Below are 20482 nucleotides of genomic sequence, written 5' to 3'. Positions count from 1 at the left end.
ATGTCGTTGTCGAGCCGCCCCGATCCGGAAAATTTGCAAAGCGTATGTCGCTGATCCGCAAGCGCAGCGATACCAGCATGCAGCAGTTCCAGGATGAGTGGTTGAATATGCATCCGCTTCTCGTCAAGCGGCTGCCCGGCCTTCTCGGCTATCGGCAGAACCTCGTGATCGATCGTCAAAGCGATCGCCTGAACCCGGGTGCATCGGGCTCGGACGTCCATATCGATGGTGTGGTCGAACTTTGGTTCGAAAGCGCAGAGGCGACCGAAGCAGCATTCCGATCGCCGCGTGGCGTCACCGCCATGAGCCATGCCAAGGAGTTCCTGGGCGAAATTTCCACCTACATGGTCGACGTCACCGAGATCATTCCAGAGCCCAAAGCCTGATCCTCCCAAGATCGGCTGCAACATCCCGCCGGTGCGCCGGCGGGATGCTTCCGTGGATGGCAATCAAAGGATTTTTGCCTTGGACTGGCTCTTTTACGCGGTCGCAGGAGTGGCCGTCATCATTCTCGGCTTGTCGAAAGGCGGCTTCGCCGGGATCGGGATGATCAGCACACCGATGCTGGCGCTTGTCGTCGGACCGGTCAACGCGGCCGGTTTTATCTTTCCCATCCTCATCATCCAAGATGCAGTGGCCGTCTGGATGTACAAGCGGGAATGGGACCGTCGCATCGTATCAATCATGGTTCCGGGTGCGGCGATCGGCGTCTGGCTCGCGTATGAACTGGCGTCGACGGTTCCCGAATGGATTGTGGAAATTTCTCTCGGCGTCATCTCCCTGGTCTTCGCGACCCGACAGTTGGTCATCTCGCTGCGCAATATGCAGGGTCAGCCCAGACCGCCGGCCGCGGCCCTCGGTGTTCTGAGTGGGGTAGGAGCGGGATTCACCAGCATGATCGCCCATGCCGGAACGCCGCCGTTCCAGCTCTATGTCATGCCGCAGAAACTCAGCCGCGATGCCTATATCGGCACCAGTGTCATTTTCTTCGCCCTATTGAATCTGATGAAGGTCCCGGCTTTCGCGATGCTTGGGCAGCTTAGTCCGCAGCACCTGTTGTCCGCCCTCGCTTTTGCGCCGATCGCGATCGGCTCCAGCTGGTTGGGGGTTCATCTGGTTCGGCGCGTGGACGTCGTCCGGTTCAATTTCGTCATCACGATCATCCTGATCGGCGTGAGTATCACGCTCATTATCCAGGGCCTGCTCGGGCGCCTCTAAAGCGTCGCACTATCGGTCACGCCATGCGACGTGACCGATAGCAGCGCCATCCTACTGCTGCAATGATGCCCACATCGCCTTGTCGCGCTCCGCGGTCCATACGCGAGGGGTGTCGATGCCGCGTGCCTCGTCATAGGCGCGGGCGACGTTGAATGGGAGGCAATGCTCGTAGATTGCATATTTCGCGAACTTTTCGTCGCAGGCCGCGCGGCAAGCATCCCAGGCTTCCTTGAGGCTTCCGCCGCGCGCTGCCACCATCGCGATCGGCTTGTAGGTGCTCTCGAGAAAGTCGGTGGTGCTGGCGATGGCCTTGGCAACCATGTCGTGGCCGACGAGCGCGTCGCCACGACCCGGCACGATTGACTTGGGATTATACTTGGCGATCTCCTTAAGGGTCTGCGGCCAATCGGTGAAATGCGCATCGCCGCAATAGCAGGCGGAATGATATTCGACGATATCGCCGGTAAACATCACTTCTTCATCCGGCACCCAGATAACCGAATCGCCAGCTGTGTGCGAGCGACCGAGATGCATGATCTCGACTTTACGCTTTCCGAGATAGACGGTCATCTTGCCGGAATAAGTGGTCGTCGGCCAAGTCAGGCCAGGAATTTCCTCGTGGCCTTCAAAGAGACGGGGGAAGCGACCGAATTCAGAATCCCAGTCCTCCTGGCCGCGTTCCTCGACCTGCGCGCGGGCAATGTCCGACATGATTATCTCTGTGTCGCCGAATGCCGATGCGCCGAGAACGCGGACAGCATGGTAATGGGTCAGCACGACATGCTTGATCGGCTTATCGGTTACTGAGCGAATGCATTCGACGACCTTCCTGGCCAGGCGCGGCGTGGCCTGCGCCTCGATGACCATGACACTGTCGTCGCCAATGATCACTCCCGAATTCGGATCTCCTTCTGCGGTAAAGGCGTAAAGATCCCTCCCGATCTCACTGAAAGTAACCTTCTTTTCGGTGAGATCGCCCTGCGACGCGAATTTCTTTTCCATTGGTGTTTCTCCTGACTTGCATTCCGTGCCGGCTAAAATCCCGGCCCAAGACCGGCATGCGCGCGGGTCCGCGCAAACCAAAATTCACCTGCTCGATGTCGATTGCGGCAATCGAGGAGGCTGTTGAACGAAAGAGAGACCATCGCAGCAGACAGGGCTTGAGCTCCCAACTCGCGCCGCCCAAAGCTTCGATGATCGCCCTCCCGCCGCATCGGGGAAATCGTATTTGACAAACGAATTCGCCTATAACAAACATATCGGCATTTCCGGGGAGAGGTCAAGGTCTCGGAATCGAAGCAATCAATGGGAGGTATGAATGTCCGCTCTTTTGTATGACTACTGGCGATCCTCTTCGTCTTATCGCGTTCGCATCGGGTTGAAACTGGCTGGAATTCCGTTCGAAACGAAGAGCGTGAACCTGCTGGAGGGCGAGCAGCGATCCGAGGATTATCTCGCCCTAAACCCGCAGGGCTTCGTCCCTGCCCTGCAACTCGACGGCAAGACCTTCACCCAGTCGGTGGCGATCCTCGAATATCTGCACGATAGCGGGGCGGCTCGTCTGCTGCCCGGCGACGCGGGCGCCCGCGCCCGGGTGCGGGCGCTCGCCTACGCTATTTCGATGGACATTCATCCGATCTGCAATGTCTCGGTGGCAAAGCACGCCGTCGAAGCATCTACAGGACAGATTACAACGCAGGCCTGGATGAAACACTTCATCGAGAAGGGCCTGACTGCGTTCGAGGCAATGCTCGACGATCGCGCTACCGGGCGCTTCTGCCATGGCGACGATCTTTCGATCGCCGACATTTGCCTCGTTCCTCAGGTCTACAACGCCAGCAGATGGGGGGTGGACATTGCGGTTTGGCCGCGGCTTGCTCGCATCTCCGGCGAGTTGGAGCAGCTTCCCGAAGTTGCCGCCGCACACCCCGACCATTTCAGATCCTAAGCGACGACGAGCGGTTGCAGCCGCTCCCGGCATCGTTTCAAGTATTCGATGCCGGAAAGCTGCCGTGCTGATGGTGCTCGCCAGAGCCTATTGCGGCCGAACCTGGCAAGGGCCGTCTCCGGCGACTTCGGGATCGTTCTTCCAGAAGGGAATGCCCGGATTATCGCCGGAAACCCAGCATTTGGCGGGCGCAAGGGGAAGGTTCAGCGAAGACGCGGTCTGCGGTCCATAGTGCAGCGTCGTCGTGTTCCCGGCCAGGGATGCCGCCTGAGGGGCCGTGGGGAAGCAAGGGTCAAGACCAAGCGCTGGCCCGCATTTGTCGGCCGGCGTCTGGGTGGTCAGGACGAGCCGCAGCTTGCTGCCTGGCGGTATAGACGAAAACCTTGCCGAGACGGCAAAGTCATATTTGTCGACCGCGCCTGGAACGACCGGCTTCTCGGCATCATATTTTCCATAGGGTCGCACCGGTATCCCGTTCGCATCACTCCACGAGCGATCCGGATCGTTCTCCGCAAGGCTGCCCAACAGCGTTCCCGACGAGATTTTCGTCGCCATGCCGTCGCGATCGACAACCTGAACGGTTGCGATCAATTCGAGATTCTTGGTGTTCGAGGAGGCGTAGACCGAGGCGCTGATCGGGCCTGCCAGTGTGGCGCCGTCGGGGAAGCTTTCCGAATCGAATTGCAGAACGCTGCCAGCTCCGGGTTGTGCCCAGACAATGCCGTCGCGGCTCTCGTTGCCTGGAGGCTCCTTTGACAGCGTCCTGCCGGCTGAGAGGTAGTAGCGCGTATAGGTCGCCACCGGTGGATAGGTGCCGGTATTGAACCATCGGTTGGAGATCATCTCGTGGACATGGATCGGTGCGCGGGTATCCGCCATTCCCGTTTTGGCGCCCTTCAGCCAAGTATCGTACCATTCGAGCGTGATGCGTTCGTCGCTGTTTTCGCAGTGGCCGCCTTGCCCCATAACGATCTGGTATCGCCCGGAAGCAGCCTGGTCCCTGGCCATCTGACCAAATACGGGCCGCTTCTGGCCTGCATTCTGCAGATAAGTGTAAAGTTCAAGCGAGCTCTGCGCGTAGATGTCGCCCTCGTTGCTCCACAGAAGAATCGGAACCTCGGTATCGGCGACCTTCTGCGCTAGGTTTCCGACTGTCCTTAACCGCCAGTATGTGCCGTCATAGGCACGAGGCCCGCCAGCGGTGACGTCATCCAGGAAAGCGACGCCTGTCTGCGCGGTCTTGCCGCCCATGGCATTGCCGATGACGCGCTGGAAATTCAACGTCTGTGACGGGATGCCACCGGCAAAATAGGGCTCCCTGTAGAGTTCTGCACCCATGCAATAAGGGGCCATAGCCTTGACCGGCGAGCTCGGACCGAGCTCTGCCACCGTCAGGAACTGGTTGATTCCGGCATAGGACCCCCCATTCAGACCGACAACGCCATTGGAATTCTCGAGCTGTTCAGCGGCCCATCTGACGAGCTCGGCACCGTCTTTCGCTTCACGGTCGTCGAAGAATCCGAATTCGCCGCCAGATGTGGTCGTACCCCGAATGTAGGCTGTCACGAAAATATAGCCCCGCCGGACGAAATAGTCGCCTGCGGTCGGCTCGGTATTGAGATAGGGTGTCTGTGTCAGCAACACGGGGAAGGGACCCTTTGCCCTTCCGCCCGTCGCCAAGTCAGTGGGATAGGCAATGTCGACGCGCAGCACGGTTCCATCGCTCATGCGAACGGATGATTGCTTTTCCAGTTTGACGCCATAGCCGGCCTCGCCGGGCGTCCAGGTTCCCCCGGGCCACGGAGACGCCGCAGAAGGACCTTTCTCCTCCTGCGCCGCGGCCGGCAAAACGGCCAAAGGCGCGCATCCCGCCAGAAAAAAAGCTGCTGCAATTCGTGATATGGTCGCCATTCGACGAACCAGTCCCATGTTACCGGCTGCCATTGTCATTTCGGGTTCCTCCTAATGCGTATATGACTTTGGATTTGAGCCTGAAGGTCGCTGCGGCCGCGATCGATGCGAACGCCGTTTCTTCTGAGCGAATTTTGCAAGCCATAGGAATAGACGCTCTGAAAAAGGCGGGCATCCTTCACGCTCATTGGCGATCATGTGGTAATTTTATATTCGCCAGTCGTCAACACATTCGCATTTAACGAATTTTAGGTGCGCTCAATTCCGTGCATCTTTTCAGTCGTAGTGATGTGGGGCACACTCGAACGTTGTCAGATTGAATTCGTCGTGACCGTAGAAGACGCGCGCTCCAGCAAGATCGACAATGCGGCGAATGCGCCGGTTCGAGGCATACCAGGCATCCTGGTTGCGCAGCCCCCAGCCCGGTGGTTCGAAGTCTTCGAGATTTTCTCTGAACACGCATTGGTCGGATGTGAAAAAAACGGGTCCCGTGTTCGGCAAGTCAAGCATCAAACCCATTAGGCCGTTCGCATGGCCGGGCAGCAGATGAAGGGTCATCCCCCGGAAGATCTCGACAGTCGACCCCGTCAAAGGCTGCCAGTTGTGTTCGAAGGACAGGTAGTCCGGGAGATAGTTCCCGTAGTCCTCTTTCGTTGCCACGGCATAAAACGCTTGGCGCAACTCGTCCTCATGGACGTAGATCGGGATTTTTCTACCCTCGAAATAATGAAGACCGCCGGCATGGTCGAGATGAAGATGGCTCAGAACGATTGCTTTGACGTCGTCGATGCTGTTACCCGTCAGCGCAATTGCCCGATCGAGGCGATGCTCGTCGGCGTATTCGATCCATGGGAATCCATCCGCAAAGTCCGGCCCCCAGGCTGTGGACGGATCGGGCACGGAGCCGCAATCGTAGAGAACCAGCCCGTTATCAGGATGATCGATCAGCATTGCGAACATCATCATGCGCCGGCGGTCATGGTCCGGTGTAGGGTTTGACACCGTCGACGAATTTCTTCCCCGCAGGAACCAACCTACATCTCCCTGGGTGGCTCCCAGGCGCAGAATCCATAATTTCATACGGCGATTGGACGGCTGCCTCATTTGCTCCTCCTCCTGAAGCTCAGCGAATTTTCCTCACGTCCATGACGCTATATGCAAATCGCTTCGTTCCTCAACAATTTTTCTTGAACCGCAAATATTGTCTCTGGGCGCCCGTTTAGTCGGAAGATAGTTCCAAGAATTTGGAGCTTGTGAACAGCGAACTCAAAATTCTCATGACGAATAATCGCGCGAAAACAGCATTTTAGCCGCGTCTCGGTTTGTCACGCCTCAGGGGGACACTTGTTTCGGAAGCATGCATTTGTTTGTCTATTGCTAATCAATTCGTCATGAGGTATTGCTTTTTCCCTAACTCGCTAACGAAGCGATAGCGACGAGGCAGGCTTGGAGGAGCAAGGGTTAGTGGAGGAGAGAGCAGCGGCTCGAGCAGAAGTCTCGACCGGTTGTGGCGATGATCACGCACCGGAAAATCGCGAACTCCTTCACGTTCCGGGCCACAAGACCCGAATGAAAACACCGTTTTCTGAAGTGGAGGAGGACTATGGCAGTGAACAAAAAGCTTTTTAGATCCGCAATCTTGACTAGCGCGCTGGCGCTGGCGACGGCGGCATCAGCACAGGAAATCAAGCTCGGCTTCAACGGCGATCTTTCGGCATCGCCGTCGGCCCAAAGCGGACAGGCAGGTGTTCTGGGTATCCAGGCCGCAATCGAGGACCTCAATGCCGCCGGCGGGGTGCTCGGACAGAAGCTTTCCCTCGTCGTACGAGACGACCTGTCCCAGCCGCCAAAATCAATCCAGAACATGAGCGACCTCATCGACAGCGAAAAGGTCGCCGCAGTTTTCGGCCCGACGAACTCCGGCAATGCGCTTGCCTGGAAGCATATCCCCAACCAGCGGAAGAACCCGTCTCTCGGGTGCGTCGGCTCTGCGACGGACATCACCAAGGCGATGCCGGGTGTCGACAATTACATGTACCGTGTGTCGATGGTTGACCGGGCTCAGATCGCCGGCATGGTGGCCTATGCCAAGAACCGCCCGGGAACGAAGGCAGTAGGCTTTCTGGTAGAGACGACTGGCTATGGTCAGGGCGGGCTGAAGGATCTCGAAACGCTGGCGGCTGCCAAAGGACTCAAGCCGGTGGCGACGGAAAAATTCGGCGTCAACGACACCGATATGACCTCGCAGCTCAACAAGATGAAGGCTGCCGGTGTCGATACCGTTCTCGTCTGGGCACAAGGTACGCCGATCGCCCAGCTTCTGCGCAGCATGGAAAAGATCGACTACGCGCCAGTTACGCTGACCTCATGGGCCGCCGACAACGCCAGCTTCTTCGACACGGCCGGCAAGACGCTTGCGGAGCGGCCGATCTTCATGCGCACGATCACCGAAGATCGGACGCCGGACCAGCAAAAGCTCTTCGATCGCCTCGGGCCGAATCTGAAGTCGAAGAGCGCCTTCAGCTTCGCAGCACATTGCTATGATGCGACAATGATCCTTGCTGCCGCCATCAAGCAGGCAAACGGCACAGACGGCGCGAAGCTCCATGCGGCGCTCGACGACCTTCAGACCCCGGTCAAGGGCATTATGAAGACATACGAAAAGCCCTTCACGGTCGATCAGCACGAAGCGCTGACGGCATCGGACTATCGATGGACCCATTGGAAGGACGGCAAATTAGTCACCTATACCGACGCGACCGTCGATGCTCTGAAACCTTCGGACTTTCAGGAATAAGCGCAAGCAATCGCGCCTTTCAAGTTAGACCACGTTTGGAGCAGTCATGCTGGCAACATACATACAAACTCTCGTCAGTGGCCTGGCGATCGGAGGCGTTTACGCCCTCATTTCGCTGAGCTTCAGCATTACTTTTACGACGACGAAAACCATGAACTTCGCCCAGGGGGAATTCATCTCCTTTGGCGCCTTCATCGGTGTGGCTTCACTCCTGATACTGTCGGGTCTCGCCGGGGGGCTGACGGCCGTCCCCGGTGAGGCGGCGGCAGGCTGGCGATACCCGGCAGCCGCGATTATCGCGACGGTCGTCGCCGGGCTGATGGGTGTCCTCATCTTCCTTCTTGCGGTTCGGCCTTTCGCCGGCAAGCGCGGGATGAACTGGGTGATGAGCACGATCGGCTTCGGCGTCATCTTGCAGAGCATCGGCCTTACCATTTGGGGGCCGGCCCCAGTCATGGTGCCGTCGCCATTCGGAGATCAGGTCATTCGAATCGCTGGCGCTGGCGTACGTCCTCAGGAGATTCTGGTTCTCGTCTCCGCCGTCGTGATCATGGTCGCCTTTGATCTCGTCATGCGCCGCTCGAAGATCGGCAAGGCGATGATGGCGGTTGCGCACAATCCGCAGACGGCAAGCCTCATGGGCATCAATGTCAGCGCCATGATGATCGGCGCCTTTGCTCTCTCAAGTGGCCTTGCCGGGCTTGCCGGCGTTCTCATCGCTCCGATCGCATCTGCATCGCTATTCATGGGGCTGGCCTTTGCGCTGAAGGCGTTTTCCGGCGCGATCATCGGCGGCCTGACCAACCCGCGCGGCTGCATCTATGGGGGCTTTATGCTTGGCGTTCTGGAATCCGCTGTCGGCCTTTGGCAAGCGCAGTGGAAGGAGATCGTCGTTTTCAGCCTCATCATTCTCGTTCTGGCGTTGCGTCCGCAAGGACTGTTCGGTCACGCCGCAATCGACAAGGTTTAGTTCATGCGCCATCTGATTGGAGCCATCGGCCTCGCGGTCATCCTCGCTTGCGCTGCCTCGTTGATTCAGAACGAGTTCTACCTGCGCACCCTGTTCATGATCTGCATCTATTTCCTCTGTGCCGCAGGCATGAACGTGCTTCTCGGTTTTGCCGGACAGAAATCCCTCGGCCAAGCCGGCCTGTTTGCCGCTGGCGCCTATACGGTTGCGTTGCTGACGACGCTTTACGGCTTCGGCCCCTGGACGTCGTTGTTGATCGCCTGTTTTGTCTCCGCCATCTTCGGCGTGCTGATCGCTGTGCCCTCCTTACGTGTCCGCGGCCCGAGCCTTGCCATGGTGACGCTCGCCTTTGGCATCGTTATCGAGAAGCTCGTGGCGGAAGGATCCGATATTTTCGGCGGGGCGATGGGCATCTATGCCATCCAGCCGCTGACTTTTAACGGCGTTCCCTTCACCATGCTCCAATGGGTCTGGTTCGGGCTTGCACTTTGCCTCGTCACCCACATCCTCTTGCGCAACCTGCTGAAGGGGCGCTTCGGGCGCGCCTTCCTGTCGCTCCAGGCAGACGAGATAGCGGCCGGCGCGGTCGGCGTACCGGTCTATCGCTACAAGGTTCTCGCCTTCGTTATCGCCGCCGTCACCTGCGGTCTGGCAGGTGCTCTCGTCGCGCAGCAGAACCAGTACATCAACTCGGATTTCATCAACTTCAATCTGTCCATCTTCATTCTGCTTCTGGTCCTGTTCGGCGGTAGTGGCTCGCTCTCTGGTCCACTTCTCGGATCCGTCAGCCTTGTGATCATCGGCGCTGTGTTGGCCCGCTGGACATGGGCTGAGCATTTCGTCAATGGCGCGCTGCTGCTCTTCGCACTGTTCGCCATGCCGAAGGGGCTTGCGGGCGTGATTGCCAAACTGGCAAAGCGTTCCGGCAAGAGCGTGGCAGCCAGTGAAACGCCCGCGACCTTGAACCAAAAAATTTGCCTGCCCACCACTCAAGCGGACGTGCCCGGCAGCGCGCTGATGACGATCGATTCCCTCCATAAGGCTTTCGGCGGTGTCGTCCCGGCAAAGGACATATCCGTGCGTCTTACAACCGGTCATATTCACGCGCTGATCGGGCCAAATGGGGCTGGCAAAAGCACGTTCATCAACATGTTGACCGGCATCATCAGCGTCGATCGCGGCTCCATCAAATTGCGGGATCGCGATATTACCGGCCACAAGGTCCATGATATTTGCCGGCGCGGTATTGCGCGGACGTTTCAGAACCTGCGGCTGTTCCAGGATCTGTCTGTTCGGCAAAACGTCCTGCTCGGCCAGCATTCCCGCATGAAGAACGGCTTCTTTTCGTCGCTCCTCGGTCTGCCGCTGGCAAAGCGCGAGGAGGAAAGTGCCATGAAGAAGGTGGATGACGTGCTGCGCTTCACCGGGCTTACCCAGTATGCTGAGGCGCCCGCCGGCAGTCTTGCCTATGGGCTGCAACGTCGGGTCGAACTCGCCCGAGCCCTGGCATCAGAGCCACAGCTTCTTCTTCTCGATGAACCGGCGGCTGGCCTCAATCCGCAAGAGACTGCCGAGCTCGGCCAGTTGCTGGTGCGCATCCGAGAAGAGGGTGTGACGATCCTGCTAATCGAGCACCACATGGATCTCGTCATGACCATTTCCGACCACGTCGTCGTTCTCGATTACGGCCAGAAGATCGCCGAAGGTAGCCCAGACAAAGTGCAGTCGAACCCGCGCGTCATGGAAGCCTATCTCGGTGCAGCCGTGGAAGCAGCATAGGAGAAATAGCGATGTTGGAACTCAGGAACGTCAATCTTGCCTATGGACCGATCACCGCCGTTCGCGGTGTTTCCATCAAGGTCGATCAGAGCGAAGTCGTCGCTATCGTCGGCGGCAACGGCGCCGGCAAGAGCACGCTGCTCAAAGGTATCGCGGGCCTGATGCGGGCCGACACCGGCGAAATTCATTTCGACGGCAGCGACATTACCCACGTGCCGCCGCATGCGCGTGTCGCGCGCGGGTTGGCCCTGTCTCCCGAAGGCCGACAGGTCTTCTCGGATCAAACAGTCTACGACAATCTGACCCTTGGTGCCTATTTTCGTAACCTGTCGAAAGCCGAGTTGGAGGCGGAGATCGAGCAACAGTTCAGATTGTTCCCGCGGCTTCGCGAGCGGAAGGATCAGTTGTCCGAGACGCTTTCCGGCGGGGAACAGCAGATGCTGGCGATCGCCCGTGCGCTGATGAGCAAGCCGAAGCTGCTGTTGCTCGACGAGCCGTCGCTCGGGCTTGCGCCGAAGATCATCCAGGAAATCTTCGAGATCATCGTGTCCTTGCGCAAGGCCGGCATCACGATTCTACTTGTCGAGCAGATGGCCAATCTCGCGCTAGCAATCGCCGATCGCGCTTATGTTTTGGAGACCGGACGGGTCACCATGTCGGGCACGGGACAGCAGCTCTTGCACGATCCGAAGGTACGCGCCGCTTATCTCGGTGTCACGCACAATGCCGCCTGACCGACCACCAAAAGGTCATTCGGGCGCTTCATGCAAAGCGTCTTCCAGGCGCGTCAGGAGAAGAAGAACATCACTCGCGTCGGCACCGACTGCAGCAAGAATACGTTGCTCGAATGTGATGGCGCGGGGGACGATATCGTCATAGGCATTTCGGCCAGCTGTCGTGAGCGATAAAATTTCTTCTCGCCGGTCCTCCTCGGATTCACGGCGGACAAGCCAGCGCCGCACTTCGAGCGCTCGTACAGCTCGGCTGACTTTGGTCTTGTGCATTTTCGAATGGGTGCCGATTGCTTTGGCTCCCATTTCTTCGAACTGGCCGAGCGTGGCGAGAACGCGCCATTCGGGAATTGTAAGGTCGTGATGGGGACCATAGACGGTCCTGAATTCCGCCGAAACGGCGGCCGAAATCCGGTTCAGGCGATAGGGGAGGAAATTCTCGAGTTTGAGTTTGGCCATTGTTGATAGTTACAAAATTGACAGTTACGCTCGTAACTACTGTTAGGAGGAATCGTCATGAATGTCCAGAATCCAATCTTTGATGCAACAAGCGCCCTTGGCGGTAGCGCGATCCAGACAGGTTACATGTCCGGCTTCGGCAACGGGTTCGAAACTGAAGCGCTGGCCGGCGCTCTTCCGCTTGGCCGCAACTCGCCGCAGAAATGTGCCTATGGCCTTTATGCCGAGCAGCTGAGCGGATCGCCCTTCACGGCGCCGCGCACCACCAACGAAAGGTCCTGGCTCTATCGCATCCGGCCAACGGTCGCCAATTGGGGCAGATTCGAAAAAGCCGATATCGGGCTGTGGCGGACGGCGCCGGCGCACGAGGTGGATGTGCCGATTGCTCCGATGCGCTGGTCGCCAATCCCGCTGCCGGAAGAGAAGCTGAGCTTTATCGAAGGCGTCCGCACCATCACCACGGCCGGCGATGCCGGCAGCCAGGCCGGTATGGGCACCCATGTTTATCTCGCGACCCGCTCCATGGTCGACGAATATTTCTACAATGCCGACGGCGAAATGTTGATCGTCCCCGAACACGGGGATCTGCGGCTGTGGACGGAATTCGGCATCATCGATATCGAGCCCGGCGAAATCGCCATCATCCCGCGCGGCGTGAAAATCCGTGCAGAGCTGACCAACGGACCTGCCCGTGGTTACATCTGTGAGAATTATGGCGGCGCCTTCAGCCTGCCGGAACGCGGCCCGATCGGCGCCAATTGCCTCGCCAATCCGCGCGACTTCCTGACTCCAGTCGCCGCCTACGAGGACAAGGACGTTGCCTCGAAAATGTATGTCAAATGGTCGGGTAATCTTTGGGTAACCGATATCGACCATTCGCCGCTCGACGTGGTCGCATGGCATGGAAACTATGCGCCCTATAAATATGATCTGCGACGCTTTTCGCCGGTCGGACCATTGCTTTACGACCACGCCGACCCGTCGATCTTCACGGTGCTGACCTCGCCGTCGGAAACACCCGGCACCGCGAATATCGACTTCGTGATCTTCCCGGACCGGTGGCTGGTCGCGGAAAACACCTTCCGCCCGCCCTGGTACCATATGAACGTCATGAGCGAGTTCATGGGCCTGATCTACGGCGTCTATGATGCCAAGACAGGCGGTGGCTTCGTGCCTGGTGGCATCTCGCTCCACAATACGATGCTGCCGCACGGTCCGGACATGGACGCCTTCGAAAAGGCGAGCAATGCGGAGCTCAAGCCTCACAAACTTGAAGGGACGCTCGCCTTCATGTTCGAGACTAGGTTCCCGCAGAAGGTGACCTCGTTCGCGGCCGAAATCCCGTCCTTGCAGAGCGATTACGGTCACTACGGCAAGAAGCTCACCAAGCATTTCGATCCCAACAAGCGCTGAGATTATGAATAGACTTGATCATACCCATGACCCGAAGCTGAAAAGCTGGATTGCAAGTGCCAATGAGGGATCGGACTTCCCGATCCAGAATCTTCCGATCGGTATCTTCTCCTACAAGGACGCAGAGCCGCGTGGCGGCGTCCGGATCGGCGACAAGGTTTTCGACATATTCGCAGGTTTCGCTTCGGGTCTTTTCCCGGGGCAGGCGGCGGAGGCGGCGGAAGCCGCCTCGCAGAAAACGCTAAATACGTTCCTGGGACTTGGGCAGGGAGCGCGAAGCGCCCTGCGTAACCGGCTTTCTGAACTTTTTGCCGTTGGCGCGACTGACAAAGGCAAGGTCGAGAAGTGCCTGCACGATCTCGGCGACGTTACCCTGCATGTTCCGGCACAGATCGGCGACTATACGGATTTCTACGTCGGGATCCATCATGCGACGAATGTCGGAAAGCTGTTCCGCCCCGACAATCCGCTGCTCCCGAACTACAAATATGTGCCGATCGGCTATCACGGCCGCGCATCCTCGATCCGGCCCTCCGGCGTGGCGACGCGAAGGCCGATGGGCCAGCTCAAGTCCCCTGATGCCGAGATGCCGCGGCACGCTGCAACAGAACGGCTCGATTATGAACTTGAACTTGGCGTCTGGCTCGGTCCCGGCAATGCGCAGGGCGAGCCTATCGCTATCGGCGAAGCCGCTGCGAGCGTGGCCGGATTTTGCCTGTTGAACGATTGGTCGGCGCGGGACATCCAGGCATGGGAATATCAGCCCCTCGGCCCGTTTCTCTCCAAGAGTTTCGGGAGCACCATATCTCCATGGATTATCACGCCGGAAGCTCTCGCACCCTTCCGCATTGCCCAACCCAAGCGTCCCGAGGGTGACCCGGCGCCGCTGCCCTACCTTTCCGATGAGACGGACCAGCGCGAAGGTGCTTTCGATATCGAACTGGAAGTGCTGCTCCTCACACCCACGATGCGGGACAAAGGACTGCCGCCGCACCGGTTGTCGCTGTCCAACACCCGGCACATGTATTGGACGGTGGCGCAGATGGTCACCCATCACACCGTCAACGGCTGCAACCTGCAACCGGGCGATTTCCTTGGCTCCGGCACCATATCTGCGCCGGACCGCAGCGGTTTCGGCAGCATCCTGGAAGCGACCGAAGGTGGGAAGCATCCGATTGAGCTAGTGACCGGCGAAGTAAGACGGTTCCTCGAAGATGGCGACGAGATCATCCTTCAGGCTCGCGGCCGTCGCGACGGCTATGTCACCATCGGCTTCGGCGAGTGCCGGTCGACGATCCTGCCGGCCAAGCGATAACGGCAGAGCCGGAATGAAGACCGCATTCACTACTCGCTGGTGAATGCTTTCCGTCCTTCACAACGGATAAAGACAAGATACAGGGAGATTTTATGTCGAAAGTTGCGCTGATCGGTGCGTCCGGACGAGCGGGCTCACGTATCTTGAGGGAACTGGTCGCCCGCGGGCATCATGTCACCGCCATTGCGCGCAATCCTGAAGCAATCGCAGAGATTGACGGCGTTGCGAAGGTTGCCGGCGACATCGTTGACGAGGATGCGCTCGCCACCATTCTTGCGGGACACGATGCTGTCATCAGCGCCGTCAAATTCGTTGCCAGCGATCCGCACAGGCTCGTCGGCGCGGTGCGAAAATCCGGGGTGCGCCGCTATCTCGTCGTTGGTGGCGCGGGCAGCCTGGAAGTCTCGCCGGGCGTGATGCTGATCGATACCCCCTCGTTTCCGGAAGCATTCAAGGCGGAAGCCGCGAAAGGCAGCCAGTTTCTCGACTACCTCAAGGCCGTCGACGACCTCGACTGGACCTTCCTGTCGCCATCGGCGCTGTTCGTTCCCGGTGAGAAGACGGGGAAATTCCGCATCGGCAGCAATACTCTTCTTTCGTCAAGCGACGGCAGCAAGATCTCGTTTGAAGATTATGCCATTGCCCTTGTCGACGAGCTCGAAAATCCCAAACACGTCAAGCAGCGCTTTACCGTAGGCTATTGACCGCTCCTGGGCTTAGTTACACCGCTGTCGACCTCTTGCTCACAGGCGGCCTTGCCCGCCGGTGAGCTTTTCTTTTGAAGCGGGAGTGCGACCTACAGGGCCAGCGACGGCCGGTGAAGCGGCAGGCCGGGGCAGGGCATCTCGACCAGTTCGACCGCGGAATTTTCGACTTCAGTGATGATCGCCGTCGATGTGTTGCCGACGAAGGCGATGTTTGTCGTCCGCACCCCGTTCGTCTTCACGACATCGACCAGCTTTCCACTTCGGTCGAGAACCGATATTCCGCCCTGGCCATACACGGTGCAGTACAGCCTTCCATCGGCGCCGAAGGCCATGCCGTCAGGCCCGGACCAATCCGGATAGTCGCCCGGCTGATACACGTTTCCGAAGAGGCTGCGGGCCGGATCGGCTTCGCTAAGATCGTAGCGGTACACATTGCCGGACAGGGTCTCGTTCACATAAAGAAATCCGTCGGCATCGAATGCAAGCCCGTTGGCGAAGATCATACCGGCGTCGATCGTTCGAAGGATCGTTCCCGCGACCGGGTCGATCTCGAAAATGCATCCTTCGTAATCGAAGCCGCGATAGCCCGGATCGATGGAGATGCCGGTGATATACTTGGTGTCGAGCACGCCTGAATCGGTCAGGTAGAGCAGACCGTTCGGCCCGAAGCGCAGATCGTTCGCCCAAAGAAAGCGCTTGGTCGGATGGGTGATCTTGCGGACGATTTCACCGCTTCCGTCATAGCAGATCACCGCACCGTGTCTCGCTTCGGCGACCCAAAGCCGATCGTCGCCATCGATCGTCATCCCGTTGGGCCGACCGCCGACGTTGATCGTCGGGACGATGCCGTCTACGACGCTGACCCGCGAGACGCAAGCACGGCCCTCGGCCATCTCGACCGCCCAGAAGGTACCGTCCGATTTGACGACCGGTCCTTCGCCCTCGATGATGCCCGTTGCTATCACTTTGTTCATATAATTTCTCCTCCTTTAAACCCGAATTCAGCGCGGCGGCAGGATCACGAGTTCGTCGACCTGGAAGCCCGCGACGATACCGATGGTCGTGCTGCTCTCAACCAGACCGGCGGCCGTCGCGGAATCGGCCTCGTTTTCCGTCCAGATTTCCATGACGAGATCGACGATCTGCTCACCAGCCGAAATGGACTGATCGACCACGACATCCCGGGCAATGATCGGATTTATGCGATACTGCCAGTTTGCCCCCGACGTCCCGAACTCTGCCTGTATCCGAGTGGTGAGATCATTCGCATCGCTTGCATGACAATGAAGAAGATAAAGAAGCTTTACGGGCAAGGCGGTGTTACGTCCGAAGATGTTGAAGTCGGCCGCCTGCTGGATCAGCAATGTGACGTCGCTCAGAAAGCCGCGCAGATCGACGATGCAGGCGTCCTGTTCAGGCGAGGCCATGGAGACTTTCATGGATTCGACATCATCGAAATAGAGCTGCGATATCCCGTCCACGCGGTGCAACTCCGTCTCGGTGTTCGATGCCAGCCGCTTGCGGACATGATTCTGCGAATAGGCACGGAGACCATCGATCTTTACGACAAGTGACGCATGGACATTTCGCCAATGCGCCGTGAACGTCTCGAAGTCGACGCCGTCGCGGTTGCGTATCAAGCCACTGCGGATAATCATTGCTCTTCCTCTGAAACGTGCCGCCAGACAACGTGTTGGCGGATATGATTTTGACCATGCCGAGCGGCGACCACCGCCCGGCACGGCTGGCTCGGTATTATCGAATCGCCTTCATCAATTCGTCCTGCGTCAGCAACGACGTGAAGTCCGCATCCGGGGGCGCGTTCTCGTCGCACTTCGGATCCTGCGACTTGAAGCTGTCGACATAGGTGAGAGGCACCAGATTTGTCGTCTCGTCGAGCTTCGTGCCTTCGAACGCCGCGAGGCCCTGGCGTAGCGCGAAGCGGACGATGGTGCTCGTGCTGTCGAGAGACATGTACCGCCAGCCTTTGCCCGCGGCCTTGTCGGCAAGATACTTGCAGTTGATGTCGTTCTGGCTGGCAAGGACCGTTTGCGCCGGCACCGGCAATCCTACCTGCTGGAAGGCCTTGATGCCCGCCAATGAGATGACGCCATAGTCCGACATGACGACGTCAATCTGCGGATATTTGGCGATCAGTCCCGCCACGACCTTCTGCGCATCGGCCGGGTTCCAGTTGGTGACGACATAATTCTCGTCGAGCAGCTTGAGATCGGGGTAATCCTTGATGCCATCGCGAATGCCTTCCATGATGGCCTGCGAGGTTGCAGCGCCCGGAAAGCCGCCAAGGAAGACGACATTGCCTTTCTTGACGTTCGTTCCGGCCCAACGGGCCATCTCCTTGCCGACCTCGGTCATCTCCTGATGTGGATTGGCAGTATAATCCACACCCGGCGTACCGGTGAGCTTCGCGTTGTAGGGCACGACGACCGCGCCGGCCTGCATCGCAGCGCGATAGGCTGGGAGCGCTGCGTCGCCGAAATCGGCAAAGGTCATGATAATATCATAGCCCTGCGCGACGAAGCTGTTGATGTCGCTATTGTATTTCTGCGCATCGCCACCGGCGTCGGAATAGACGGTCCGCTTAATGTTCGGGCACTTGCTCGCCTCGTCCTTCATCTCGGCAAAGGCAATCTTTCGCCAGGTGTTGCCGCCATAGCCGTCGATCATGGCAACGCTCGCGGGCTTTTCGCCGCAGATCGTCGAGATGTCGGCGCCCTTGCCTAGCTTGGCGAAATCCGCGGAAAACGCCGATGTCGAGATCGCCGCTACCGCAGCACCGGCAAGCAGGGCAGGTTTCAGAAACTTTTGTCGTGACATGATTTACTCCTCCCATGCGACGTCGGGTTCAACGCATCGGCCGTCGCGTCCGATGCCATATTCGTCGGCTGGCATCCTCCCGATGCCAGCCTGAAGCGGAAGCGGCGCCGCCGGCGCGCCGGGCAGCTGTCCTAGCGGATCGCGAGAACGTTGCCCGGAGAACCGACACCGCCAAGCTTGTTCAGCGGTGCCGCGGTAATCATGAATTCGTAGCGCCGGTCCTGGGCACAGGCCTTGGCCAGCCCGTCGACGGCCCACATCTCGCCGAGCGCAAAGCCAAGCAGCGGGATCAATCGGAAATGCAGATATTTGTCGACCTCGAATTCGTGCGGCCAAGCCTCGACAGCTGGGCAGTCGGAGGTGACAGCGGAAAAATGGCTGTTCCACAGATACTCCGCCATGTCCTCGCCACCGGCGAGGCCCGGCGTCTTCGGAGTACCCTCGGCCATCGCCACACGCGTTGCCCCATCAGCCTGTTCGTACCAGCCGATCCAGCCGGTGCGTACGATCAAGATATCGCCGACCTCGTAGCGGATGCCCGCCCATTCGCGGGTGGCTTCGAGCTCGGCCACCGTGAAATCCTGGCGCTTGCTACAATCGACGGGACGCCCCTGTTCGGCAAGATAGGCCGCGACATCGAGAAGAACGCCTCGGCCGACAATGCCCTTACGGGCATAGTGATGGATTCCGTTGTGGGCTCCGCCCTCGACCGACAGCTGCTCGCGTGTGCGGCCATTGTAGGAACCGTATTTCGGATGCTCGATATGGGAAAGCGCGTCCCATTGCGTCGATGCCTGTGTCGAGAAGTTGTCGTAGCAATCATCGAAGCCAACGCCCTCGATCGGGAACGGATGATGCTCCAGTGCGTGCCGCCCGAAGAGCGGCGGGTCTGGCTTCTCGAGATGCCAATTGAGCGAGAAGGTCTCGCAGCTCTTGATCGAATCCCTGGCGCGGCGAACCTGCTCTTCGCCGAGCAGGTTCAGCGAGCCGAGTTCATCGTCATCGCCCCAGACACCCCACGCAGAGCGTGGGGGCTTGGAGGGATCGACCGGCAATTCGTGATATTTCGGTAGGGTCATTTCAAAGCCTGTCTTGCGTTGTTCGGTCCGGAAACGACTTCCGCTTGATCAATGTTTGAAGAGTTCAATCAGCTTCTCACGCGGCAGCGAGGAACCGAGGTCGGCATCCGGCGGAGCGTTCTTGTCGCACAGAGGATCAAGCCCGGCTTCCGTGTCGGAGAAGGTGTAGGCGACCGCAGCGCGGGGTTCGTTGTTCTCCGTGCCCTGGAACTTGGCGAGTGCTGCTCTCAATGCGAAACGGATATCTGCCGTGTTGCCGCTGACGGCAAACTGCTTCCATGCCTTGCCGGCGGCCTTCTGGTCGATGAACTTGCAACTATATTCGTTATTGGTGCCCGGATAGGCCATGGCAGGGACGGCAAGGCCGGCCTGCTCGAAAGCCTTGACCGCCGCCAGGCTGCTCTGTCCGTAATCGGCACCGATGGCGTCGATCTTGGGGTAGCGCGCGATCAATCCTGTTACGGCGCGCTGAGCGTCTGCCGGGTTCCAGTTCGTGACGATGAAATTCTCGTCCAGCAGCTTGATGTTCGGATAGGCCTTTAGCCCCTCCTTGTAACCCTCGAAATAGGCGGTCGAAGAAGCTGCGCCGGGGATGCCGCCGAGGAAGACTGTGTTGCCTTTCTTAACCGTCTTGCCGACCCAGTCACCGAACATCTTTCCCTCGGTGAAGGCGTCCTCATAGGTATTGACGGAATAATCAACGCCGATTTCGCCGCCCAGATTGTTGAAATAGGGCGCCATGATCACGCCGGCCTTGGTTGCTTCCCGATAGGCGGGGATGGCCGCATCGCCGAAATCCGTGAACGCGATGATGATATCAAAGCCCTGAGCCGTGTAAGCGTTGATTGCCGAATTGTAAGCCTGTGCGTCGCCGCCAGCATCCGTGTATTGGACCTCGGTGATGTTCTTACACTTGGAGGCTTCGTCGCGAAGTTCGGCAAGCGAGGTCTTGCGCCAGGTGTCGCCGCCTTGGCCGTCGATCATCGCGACGCGGGTCGGCTTGGTGCCGCACATCTTGGTAATGTCTGCATGCTTGTTCGTGTAGACGAAGTCGGCAGCGTGGGCCGTCGCCGCCAAAGTGCAGATCGCAGTGGCGGATGCCAGCAAGCGACATAGAAGTTTCATGGCCATGTAGTCCTCCCTCATATTCGGCAAGCATCCGTATTGTTCTGGATATTGCCGGCTCCTCTGAACTGATCGCGCAGACGTTCGCGGGCGGCGGGCAAACCATCGCTGGCCCGGAAACACCCGACAAAGCGCCGGCCGTGGAATGGATGCAGTCGATTCGTCGCCCGGCTCTTTGACGTTCGGGCGTTA

General features: G+C 58.8%; 19 protein-coding genes. 10 read left to right on the top strand and 9 right to left on the bottom strand.

The annotated features are described in order from the left end of the window. Together GA0061103_RS30520 and GA0061103_RS30515 are read left to right on the top strand one after the other, a co-directional pair. On the top strand, window positions 1-386 hold a 386-nt coding region (locus GA0061103_RS30520; RefSeq protein WP_141694486.1), incomplete at its 5' end, for an EthD domain-containing protein. Window positions 387-495: 109 nt separating this feature from the next. Beyond that, window positions 496-1218: a sulfite exporter TauE/SafE family protein gene (locus GA0061103_RS30515; RefSeq protein WP_208603588.1), complete on the top strand. Its 723-nt coding sequence runs from the start codon at window positions 496-498 to the stop codon at window positions 1216-1218. A gap of 51 nt (window positions 1219-1269) precedes the next feature. On the opposite strand, the gene GA0061103_RS30510 is transcribed toward GA0061103_RS30515, so the two are convergent. Then, window positions 1270-2220 (bottom strand): MBL fold metallo-hydrolase, encoded by a 951-nt coding sequence (locus tag GA0061103_RS30510; protein WP_092718371.1) that lies wholly within the window; start codon window positions 2218-2220, stop codon window positions 1270-1272. A gap of 316 nt (window positions 2221-2536) precedes the next feature. On the opposite strand from GA0061103_RS30510, the gene maiA reads away from it, so the two are divergent. Further along, entirely contained in the window at window positions 2537-3166 is a 630-nt protein-coding gene (gene maiA / locus GA0061103_RS30505) for a maleylacetoacetate isomerase (RefSeq protein ID WP_092718369.1), read from the top strand. 87 nt (window positions 3167-3253) lie between these two features. Here maiA and GA0061103_RS30500 read toward each other — a convergent pair whose 3' ends face one another. Both GA0061103_RS30500 and GA0061103_RS30495 read right to left on the bottom strand, forming a co-directional pair. Next, window positions 3254-5023, bottom strand: coding sequence for a CocE/NonD family hydrolase (locus GA0061103_RS30500; RefSeq protein WP_167376673.1), 1770 nt, complete (start codon window positions 5021-5023; stop codon window positions 3254-3256). Window positions 5024-5353: 330 nt separating this feature from the next. Further along, the gene (locus GA0061103_RS30495; protein WP_092718363.1) at window positions 5354-6181 is read right to left on the bottom strand and encodes an N-acyl homoserine lactonase family protein; all 828 of its coding nucleotides are present in this window, start codon (window positions 6179-6181) and stop codon (window positions 5354-5356) included. 535 nt (window positions 6182-6716) lie between these two features. Between GA0061103_RS30495 and GA0061103_RS30490 the strand changes: the two genes are divergently transcribed. From GA0061103_RS30490 to GA0061103_RS30475, 4 genes are read left to right on the top strand one after another with little or no spacing between them, the layout of a single operon-like run. Then, window positions 6717-7874, top strand: a complete 1158-nt coding sequence (locus tag GA0061103_RS30490) for an ABC transporter substrate-binding protein (RefSeq protein ID WP_245304913.1) — start codon at window positions 6717-6719, stop codon at window positions 7872-7874. Between the two features lie 46 nt (window positions 7875-7920). Then, on the top strand, window positions 7921-8844 hold the full coding sequence (locus GA0061103_RS30485) for a branched-chain amino acid ABC transporter permease (protein WP_092718359.1): 924 nt from the start codon (window positions 7921-7923) through the stop codon (window positions 8842-8844). Window positions 8845-8847: 3 nt separating this feature from the next. Continuing rightward, window positions 8848-10623, top strand: a complete 1776-nt coding sequence (locus tag GA0061103_RS30480; protein ID WP_092718357.1) for a branched-chain amino acid ABC transporter ATP-binding protein/permease — start codon at window positions 8848-8850, stop codon at window positions 10621-10623. 11 nt (window positions 10624-10634) lie between these two features. Beyond that, on the top strand, window positions 10635-11357 hold the full coding sequence (locus GA0061103_RS30475; RefSeq protein WP_092718353.1) for an ABC transporter ATP-binding protein: 723 nt from the start codon (window positions 10635-10637) through the stop codon (window positions 11355-11357). Window positions 11358-11372: 15 nt separating this feature from the next. Here GA0061103_RS30475 and GA0061103_RS30470 read toward each other — a convergent pair whose 3' ends face one another. After that, a complete protein-coding gene (locus GA0061103_RS30470) occupies window positions 11373-11813 on the bottom strand; it encodes a MarR family winged helix-turn-helix transcriptional regulator (protein ID WP_092718350.1) in 441 nt (146 codons plus the stop codon). Window positions 11814-11870: 57 nt separating this feature from the next. On the opposite strand from GA0061103_RS30470, the gene hmgA reads away from it, so the two are divergent. From hmgA to GA0061103_RS30455, 3 genes are all read left to right on the top strand, one after another. Continuing rightward, window positions 11871-13226 carry a homogentisate 1,2-dioxygenase gene (gene hmgA / locus GA0061103_RS30465; protein ID WP_092718347.1) on the top strand — a complete coding sequence of 452 codons (1356 nt, stop codon included), beginning with the start codon at window positions 11871-11873 and terminating at the stop codon, window positions 13224-13226. A 4-nt stretch (window positions 13227-13230) separates the two neighbouring features. Next, a complete protein-coding gene (gene fahA / locus GA0061103_RS30460) occupies window positions 13231-14541 on the top strand; it encodes a fumarylacetoacetase (protein ID WP_092718344.1) in 1311 nt (436 codons plus the stop codon). 92 nt (window positions 14542-14633) lie between these two features. Further along, window positions 14634-15245 carry an NAD(P)-dependent oxidoreductase gene (locus GA0061103_RS30455; protein ID WP_092718341.1) on the top strand — a complete coding sequence of 204 codons (612 nt, stop codon included), beginning with the start codon at window positions 14634-14636 and terminating at the stop codon, window positions 15243-15245. A 92-nt stretch (window positions 15246-15337) separates the two neighbouring features. Here the strand turns inward: GA0061103_RS30455 and GA0061103_RS30450 are convergent, their stop codons facing one another. The 5 genes from GA0061103_RS30450 to GA0061103_RS30430 all read right to left on the bottom strand — a co-directional run bounded on the left by GA0061103_RS30450 (window position 15338) and on the right by GA0061103_RS30430 (window position 20296). After that, window positions 15338-16222 carry an SMP-30/gluconolactonase/LRE family protein gene (locus tag GA0061103_RS30450; protein ID WP_092718338.1) on the bottom strand — a complete coding sequence of 295 codons (885 nt, stop codon included), beginning with the start codon at window positions 16220-16222 and terminating at the stop codon, window positions 15338-15340. Between the two features lie 27 nt (window positions 16223-16249). Beyond that, window positions 16250-16906 carry an EthD family reductase gene (locus GA0061103_RS30445; protein WP_092718335.1) on the bottom strand — a complete coding sequence of 219 codons (657 nt, stop codon included), beginning with the start codon at window positions 16904-16906 and terminating at the stop codon, window positions 16250-16252. A 97-nt stretch (window positions 16907-17003) separates the two neighbouring features. After that, window positions 17004-18086 carry a substrate-binding domain-containing protein gene (locus GA0061103_RS30440; RefSeq protein ID WP_092718332.1) on the bottom strand — a complete coding sequence of 361 codons (1083 nt, stop codon included), beginning with the start codon at window positions 18084-18086 and terminating at the stop codon, window positions 17004-17006. Window positions 18087-18217: 131 nt separating this feature from the next. Further along, window positions 18218-19165, bottom strand: a complete 948-nt coding sequence (locus tag GA0061103_RS30435) for a cyclase family protein (RefSeq protein WP_092718327.1) — start codon at window positions 19163-19165, stop codon at window positions 18218-18220. A gap of 48 nt (window positions 19166-19213) precedes the next feature. Further along, window positions 19214-20296, bottom strand: coding sequence for a substrate-binding domain-containing protein (locus GA0061103_RS30430; protein WP_208603587.1), 1083 nt, complete (start codon window positions 20294-20296; stop codon window positions 19214-19216). Window positions 20297-20482: the final 186 nt, after the last annotated feature.

It is taken from the genome of Martinezella multihospitum (genome assembly GCF_900094585.1).
In the GTDB taxonomy this organism is placed as follows: Bacteria; Pseudomonadota; Alphaproteobacteria; order Rhizobiales; family Rhizobiaceae; genus Rhizobium; species Rhizobium multihospitium.
The sequence above is the reverse complement of the archived record's forward strand: the minus strand, read 5'-3'. Positions and strand labels throughout refer to the sequence as shown.